Raw genomic sequence first — 7,902 nt, 5'->3', positions numbered from 1 at the left:
TAACAAAGTTTAAAGGTTATTATATTCAAAAATATGATGACACAGGGAAATCTTTATGGGAAATACAAGCTCCTTTTAGCTCAGATATTTTTGATGACAATCAATCCAAAATGGATTGTATTTTCACCTTAAATAAGGTTAACAATACTAAGTTATTATTCGCATACGGAAATACTGACATTGATGTATTAAATATGCTTCAAATTGACAAAAATACTGGTGAAAACTTAAAAAAAAATCTCTTAGAGTTTAAGTCTAGCTATAACAACCGCATTACAAATTACCCTATTGAAATTGAACATAGAACTATGAAAGACATTTATGGCAAAAAGATTTTTTTTGGTATAGATACCATTCAGCTATTATCTATTCATGATGAGTTTAGCACTTATGCAAAACAGTTTAAGGATAGTAAAGATAAAATTCACTTTAAATCATTTATTGTCGAAGATGGGTTTGTAGTGTTTGAAGCAAATAATGATAGTAGTGAATATAAATTTTTAAAGTTTAACTGGTAATTTTCAAACCTCTAAAGACGTAAACTTAAAATCTGAGCCGTTAAATAATCCTTTATCACTCAGTTTTAATGATGGGATTACTAACAACCCCATAAAAGATAGGCTCATATATGGTGCATGAAGCTTGCTTCCCAAGACCTTTGCCATATTATCTAATTCTGAATACTGCTTCCCTATAGTTTCAGCATTTTGGTCACTCATTATGCCTGCTACAGGAAGTGCGACTACTTTTTCTTCAATATCACTGATGGCGCAAATGCCACCTTCATTTTCAATTAAGAGGTTGACGGCTTTGCAAATCGCTTCATCAGAAACTCCAACGGCAATAATATTATGAGAATCGTGACCAACTGAAGATGCTATAGCTCCTTCTTTAAGTCCAAAATTTTTGATAAACGCAATGGCTGGCTTATCGTTTTGATAACGATTTACAACTACCATTTTAAGAATATCTGTTTCTGTATTAGAAACTAGATTTCCATTTTGAATTGTTGCGCTTTCAATGATTTCATTTGTAACCAACTCACCATCTAAGCATTCAATAACTCTTATTTGTTTTGCATTAGATTCGAATCTAAAATCTGATACTTGTTTTTTATCTGTGTTGAAGTTGTTTAGATTTTCAAATTCAACATGTTTAATAATTGAAATTCCGTTGTTATAAACCAATTCCCCATCGATGTATGTTTGAATTGTTTTGAAGTTTTTTAAATCTTCTACTATAACGCAATCAGCAACATCTCCTACATTCAGCAAACCAACATCTAGATTATAATGCTTTACAGGATTAACACAAGCCGCTTGAAGCACTTTAAACACATCAATACCTTTTGCAACTGCTCTAGCACATAACTGATTAATATGTCCTAATAATAAATCATCTGGATGCTTATCATCACTACAGAACATCATGTTTTCATAATGCTCGTCTAATAACCTAATTAAAGCTTCAAAATTTTTGGCTGCACTTCCCTCTCGAATAATGACTTTCATACCTTTTTGAAGTTTCTCTAAACCTTCTTCGTAAGTAAAGCATTCGTGATCGGTTGAAATTCCTGCAGAAATGTATTTTGTTAAATCGTCTCCTCTTAATCCTGGAGCATGACCATCAATGGGTTTGTTATAATATTTTGTCCATTCTAACTTTTTAAGAACTTCTCCATCGTCATAAATGACTCCGGGATAATTCATCATTTCTGCTAAATACTTAATATCTGGATTTGCCATTAAGGTTTTAATATCATCTGAATCTATGACTGCTCCTGCAGATTCAAAAGATGTAGCTGGCACACAAGAAGGTGCACCGAAATTGAATTTAAATGGTGTTTGCTTACCGTTATTAATCATAAACTCAACACCTTTAACACCAAGTACATTAGCAATTTCGTGAGGGTCTGAAACTGTCGAGACTGTACCATGCTTAACTGCAATTTTAGCAAACTCAGAAGGTACGAGCATAGAGCTTTCTATGTGAATATGTGCATCTACAAAACCTGGTAAGATGTAATGGTTTTCTTCGCAGTGCTTTTCTTCTATGCTTTTTATTTTACCGTTTTCAATGGTAATTTCTCCTTTGTAGATTTTGCGATTAGGTATATCTACTATGTTTCCTTTTAATTTCAAATTTCAAATTTTTATGTGGATTCCGCATCAAGTGCGGAATTACAAATTACTTCAATTCTAATTTTAGAATATTCTTAGTTGTTTCTGTTATTCTAAAACGATTATCTGCTCGTTTACCAATTACCCAAAAGATATTATCTTCTGAAGTTAAAACCCAAGTGTTTTCTTTTTCAACCAGAGATAGTTTTTCATCCTTAAGGTATTTACTAATTTTCTTTTTGCCTTTCATTCCTATTGGATAAAAGAAATCTCCTTCTTTCCAGAGTCGTAACTCAAGTGGGAATTCAATCTTGTCTTTATCAAAAAAAAATTCATTAGGACTTGATTTACTAATAGAATCAACATTCTGAAATATTAATTTTCCTATTGATGTTTCAATAATTCCTTTTTCCACTTCGACTGCACTCAATATAATATTTTGTACTGTATTTGACTTTAACTCTGTTAAAATTAAATGTTCGCGATGCTTAATAAGGCGATATGAATTGGATAAGATTTGCTTACCTGATTCAGCGTCTAACAAACCCACAACATCATTCCATTCAGTAAATCCATAATCTTTAAACATCTCGAATAAATATGCTTTAGGATTATTTACTTTTTTGAGCTCTGAAATTTTATAGCTGATTCCATTATCATCAATCTTAGTAACAGCTCTTTTTGCAATTGTATTGAGACTTTCCTCAACGATGTCTGCTGTATCATTAAGGTTCGCTAATGTATTTTGAAAACTATCTAGTAATTGAGGATTAATTTCTTTCAAAATCGGTACAACCTCATGACGCAATTTATTTCTTAAATATTTTCGAGACGAATTACTACTATCTTCTCTCCACTTTATATGATTCTCTTTTGCATAAACCTCAATCACATCTCTCGAAAACGGCAACAATGGTCTCACTACATTATCATTTACAACAGGGATTCCTGTTAAACCATTTAATCCTGTTCCTCGTGTAAAGTTGATTAAAAATGTTTCGAGGTTATCATCTGCATGATGCGCTGTTAATATATAATCGAATTGTAATTGTTCTGCTAATTCATTAAACCAATCGTAGCGTAATTCTCGTGCAGCCATTTGAATAGAACATTTATGCTGATCTGCATAGGCTTGTGTTTCAAAATTTTGAATAAAAACTTCTACATCTAATTGTTCAGCCAACTCTAACACAAAATCTTCGTCTGCATTACTTTCTTCATTTCGCAGGTTAAAGTTACAATGCGCCAATACAAAATCTAAATCTAATTTATTGCATAAATGAGCTAAAACCACACTATCTACACCACCAGAAACAGCAATTATTAATCGCGTTTCTGTTAAGAATTTTAAGTTTGCAGCAATATGTTTTTTTAAGTCCTTAAGCATTAGGTAAAGATACAATAATGACCAAGGCACACAATTTTGATTATTGTAAAAATGATAATAGTCATAAAAAATGGTTATATTATTGAATAGCTTTAAGGAACATTTTAAAACATAATTTATGAGCACTTTTATAGAAATATCATCAAAATCTGCACAAACTGCCTTTGATAAAAAGGTACTTTCTGCTGTACCACACTTACATCCTTATGTTAAGCATAGAATTTATATTGCCGAGACAACAGGAATTTTACCGAAAAACATGTACTCTTCTAATGGCATAATTGATGAAAGTATTATTCTACTCTATAGTCATGGTTTTAATATTGAAGCTGAAGCAATGGCCGTTAAATTAGAACTTTTTAAACTCGTTGATAATTACATGAATGAGCTCTTTAAAAAAGAAGCTTATCATAAAAACACCATTAGCACAGATTCGATTCTTAAAGATGAATTATCTAAACTCAGCGAGGATTACACAATTGATGCTGATTTAGATTTAGTATTAAATACTGAACTAAATGATATTTCGTATCATCAAGATCATAATAATCACTTGTATTTGTATGCTGATAAAGAAACGTCGATTTTAAGAGCTTTTGAACTTGAAGATTTATCAGTTTCTGAATCACCTAAGACTTTTGGACGTTTTTACGATTGGCTACCTATTAATATTTCTAATATTGTGGATTTATACATTTTTGGAAATCTTAATTTTGAGGATATTGCTCGAATCAAAAATATAGAAATCTCTCGTGTAGAACTTATTTTTGAAAAGGTTAAAAAGAGTTTTAGACGACATTTAGAATAATTAATTCTCTAAAACCTCGCGCATAGCTTTAGCTTTTATTAGGCATTCTTCATATTCTTTTAAAGGATCACTTTTCGTAGTAATTGCACTACCAACGGAATATGAAATATATTTTTTGGTTTCATTATAAAGAATACTTCTAATAATTACATTAAAATCGAAGTCACCATTTGGAGTAAAGTACCCTACACTACCAGAATATAAACCGCGTTTGGTTTCTTCTAAATCTTCAATGATTTTCATTGCTGATATTTTTGGTGCTCCTGTCATGCTTCCCATTGGAAATGTAGTTCTTAGTATATCAATAGGTTTTACATCTTCGGATATTCTTGATGAAATTGTAGAAACCATTTGATGCACTTGCAAAAACGAATACACTTTACATAATTCTTCAACTTTTACACTTCCTTTGGCAGCAGTATGCGATAAATCGTTACGTACTAAATCTACTATCATTATGTTTTCACTACGCTCCTTTTGATCTTTAGATAAACCTTCTGCGAGCTTTATATCTTCCGCTTTATCTATTGAGCGTTTTGCTGTTCCTTTAATAGGCTGAGAAATCACTAAATCGCCTTCTTTTTTAATATAACGCTCTGGAGTCGCAGATAACAAGTACTTATCTTCTATTTTTAAAAACGTTGCAAAAGGTGGCTTAGAAATTTTATTCAACTTTGTAAAAGTATCTATTGGATTAATCACACTCTCTTCAGCATAGAATTCTTGACAAAAATTAGCTTCGTAAATATCACCTCTTTGAATATGTGCTAACATTGTATTCACTTTTTCGAAATATTCGTCTTTATGAATTCGGAGTTTAATTTTGATTGAATTCTTCGATTCTTCGATTGTAGGATTGTTAAAGTTTTCTATATCCAACAAATCATTTTTTATCTCATCATCTATCATTTTCAAATACTGAACCTCAACAGTATTATCTTTAAATAGAAATAACTTTTTTGGTTGAAAAAAATACAACTCAGGAAAATCTAATCCGTCAAAATTTTTAGACGTTAAACGCTCTGTAGTGTTTTTTAAATCGTAAGTGAGGTAACCAAAAACCCAGTCTTTAGTTGATGACTGATATTCTGCTAAACGCCCAAAAGCATCAAAACAATCTGTCTTTAAGGAAGTAAAAGCATCTACAGCCAATATAGCATCGTAGCTACTATACTTATCTTTATGTTTATTTGAATCTAACCATATGACATCATCAAATTGCTGACTCCAACATAAGAGTTGTTGCTTAAAGTTTTCGGGATGTTTTAATGAATGATTGACCGTAGTTCTCAATAGAAATATAATTAGTGCAATTTACCTAAATTTAAACTTGAAATAAAATTCAAGATCCTTTATAAAACTAAAATACTACTAAATAGGAAAATGTATCTTTGCAACTTAAAACCATACTGTGACTTTTAACGATTTAAATTTAAATACTCCACTATATAATGCATTAGAGGATTTAGGGTTTACAATACCTACTCCAATACAAGCAGAATCATTTAATGTGGTTGCCTCTGGCAAAGATGTCGTTGGTATTGCGCAAACTGGTACTGGTAAAACGTTGGCTTATATGCTACCTATTTTACGAAATCTCAAATACTCTACACAAGACAATCCAAGAGTTTTAGTTTTAGTTCCTACAAGAGAATTAGTTGTACAAGTGGTTAGTGAAATTGAAAAATTCTCTAAATACATCAATAATAGAGTATTGGGAGTTTATGGTGGTACTAATATAAATACGCAAAAGCAAGCTGTTTCTCAAGGACAAGATATTATTGTAGCAACACCAGGACGTTTGTACGATTTGGCTGTGAGCAGAGTTTTGCAATTAAAATCGATTCAGAAATTAGTAATTGATGAAGTTGATGTGATGCTCGATTTAGGTTTTAGACATCAATTAATGAATATTTTTGATATTTTACCAGAACGTCGTCAAAACATTATGTTTTCAGCAACGATGACTAAAGATGTCGACGAATTAATCACAGATTTCTTTATTAACCCAAAAAAGATTTCGATTGCAGTTTCTGGTACTCCTTTAGAAAACATTAAACAAGAGCGCTACAATGTTACTAATTTTTATACTAAAGTAAATTTGCTTGAACATTTACTTCACGATAAAGAAGAATTTTCTAGAGTCTTAATTTTTGTGGCTTATAAACGAATGGCTGATCGTCTTTTTGATAAGCTTGAAGAATTATTTCCTAATCAATCTTGTGTTATTCATTCTAATAAAACACAGAATTACAGATTACGAAGTATTGAACAGTTTAGGGAAGGTGAAAATCGTCTTTTGATTGCAACAGATGTAATGGCAAGAGGTTTAGATATTGAAGATATCTCACATGTTATTAATTTTGACACACCTGATTATCCTGAAAACTATATGCACAGAATAGGTAGAACTGGTCGTGCAGAAAAGGAAGGTCACACCATACTTTTATCTACTGAGAAAGAACAAGAAGGAAGAGAACGATTAGAAGAACTTATGCAAATGAGTATTGAGACTATAGAGCTTCCTGAAGATGTTGAAATATCAACAGAATTAATAGAAGAAGAACGTCCACAAATTAGAGAACGCAACAATCCTACAAAACGTAGAGATGAAGATGCTCCTGGACCAGCTTTCCATGAAAAATCTGAGAAGAATTCTAAAGAAAACTTAGGTGGTTCATACAAATTTAAGATTGCCGCGAAATATAAAAAACCAAAAACTAGAGGCGATAAAAATTACAATCGACGTAATAAAAAGAAATAAGTTACTTTATATAAAAAAGGCTTCCATCAAAAGTTGAATAACACTTTAGTTTTTGTGTTTCTTTATCAAACAATGCTATTAAGTTTAAGCCTTTACCATTATATGCTTTTCTAAATACCACAGGTATATCATCAAAGATAGGTTTAATAAGTTCGTCTGTGTATGAAAAATAAATACCATACTTATTATCCTTTTGTATCAAAAAAGCTGAGAAATCATTTATTTTATAGATGGCATCATACTTAGTTGGAATTATATATTCACCTTCTTTATTATCGATAAGTCCAACCTTACCTTCTTTAAATCCCAAACTATAATCTTGTTTTCTATATCTCAGATTTTCAAAGTATAGCTTATCTGTATCTTGAAATACGCTATGGTTTTTAACTATACCAACTACTTTTAAAGTTTTAGAAATCGAATCACTTTTAGGTAGTGTTTTCTTTTTTTTAAGTTTTTCAAATTCCATCGGTTCTTCTACTTCGTCAGAATCATCATAATAATCGCTCTTTTTTGATTTCTGCTTTAAAGCTTGTTTCTTGTCTGATATAATTTGAAAAGCGTTATCAACTAATTTTATTTCCATCTGACCTTGAATCGCAGCTTTTTTATAAGTCAATTTCATAGACTCAAGTGCCCAAACCATCTCATCTAAAATCTGAAAATCTATATCATCTACAGTATCTAAAAACGTTTTTACAAATTTCTTTTTTTCAATATCATATACTTTAAGAGTAAATTTATTATCTATAGTACGAAAAAGAATGAGCAATTGGTTTGATGGTCTTATTTTATTAACCTGTTCATAAATAGCTATATATGC

The 7,902-nt window shown here is 30.9% G+C and carries 7 protein-coding genes; 3 read left to right on the top strand and 4 right to left on the bottom strand.

The genetic code is table 11. The features are described from left to right. A partial coding sequence (locus tag QZZ53_RS16040; protein ID WP_296386565.1) for a hypothetical protein occupies window positions 1–518 on the top strand: 518 nt, incomplete at its 5' end. Window positions 519–521: 3 nt separating this feature from the next. Here the strand turns inward: QZZ53_RS16040 and ade are convergent. Then, window positions 522–2,141 (bottom strand): adenine deaminase, encoded by a 1,620-nt coding sequence (gene ade / locus QZZ53_RS16035; RefSeq protein ID WP_296386562.1) that lies wholly within the window; start codon window positions 2,139–2,141, stop codon window positions 522–524. A gap of 46 nt (window positions 2,142–2,187) precedes the next feature. Further along, window positions 2,188–3,507: a tRNA lysidine(34) synthetase TilS gene (tilS, locus tag QZZ53_RS16030; protein WP_296386560.1), complete on the bottom strand. Its 1,320-nt coding sequence runs from the start codon at window positions 3,505–3,507 to the stop codon at window positions 2,188–2,190. Between the two features lie 118 nt (window positions 3,508–3,625). Here tilS and QZZ53_RS16025 point away from each other — a divergent pair, with 118 nt between their 5' ends. Further along, window positions 3,626–4,315, top strand: coding sequence for a hypothetical protein (locus QZZ53_RS16025; RefSeq protein ID WP_296386558.1), 690 nt, complete (start codon window positions 3,626–3,628; stop codon window positions 4,313–4,315). Here the strand turns inward: QZZ53_RS16025 and QZZ53_RS16020 are convergent, their stop codons facing one another. Beyond that, the gene (locus QZZ53_RS16020) at window positions 4,316–5,608 is read right to left on the bottom strand and encodes an anthranilate synthase component I family protein (protein WP_296386556.1); all 1,293 of its coding nucleotides are present in this window, start codon (window positions 5,606–5,608) and stop codon (window positions 4,316–4,318) included. 118 nt (window positions 5,609–5,726) lie between these two features. On the opposite strand from QZZ53_RS16020, the gene QZZ53_RS16015 reads away from it, so the two are divergent. Next, on the top strand, window positions 5,727–7,079 hold the full coding sequence (locus tag QZZ53_RS16015) for a DEAD/DEAH box helicase (RefSeq protein WP_296386554.1): 1,353 nt from the start codon (window positions 5,727–5,729) through the stop codon (window positions 7,077–7,079). Between the two features lies 1 nt (window position 7,080). On the opposite strand, the gene QZZ53_RS16010 is transcribed toward QZZ53_RS16015, so the two are convergent. Next, a partial coding sequence (locus tag QZZ53_RS16010; protein ID WP_296386552.1) for a WG repeat-containing protein occupies window positions 7,081–7,902 on the bottom strand: 822 nt, incomplete at its 5' end.

It is taken from the genome of Winogradskyella sp., from assembly GCF_016744625.1.
Lineage (GTDB): Bacteria > Bacteroidota > Bacteroidia > Flavobacteriales > Flavobacteriaceae > Winogradskyella.
The sequence above is the reverse complement of the archived record's forward strand: the minus strand, read 5'-3'. Positions and strand labels throughout refer to the sequence as shown.

Bases quoted from the DNA above. Each gene is read 5' to 3' on its own strand.
- QZZ53_RS16025 (WP_296386558.1), top strand. From the start codon at position 3,626: ATGAGCACTTTTATAGAAATATCATCAAAATCTGCACAAACTGCCTTT.
- tilS (WP_296386560.1), bottom strand. From the start codon at position 3,507: ATGCTTAAGGACTTAAAAAAACATATTGCTGCAAACTTAAAATTCTTA.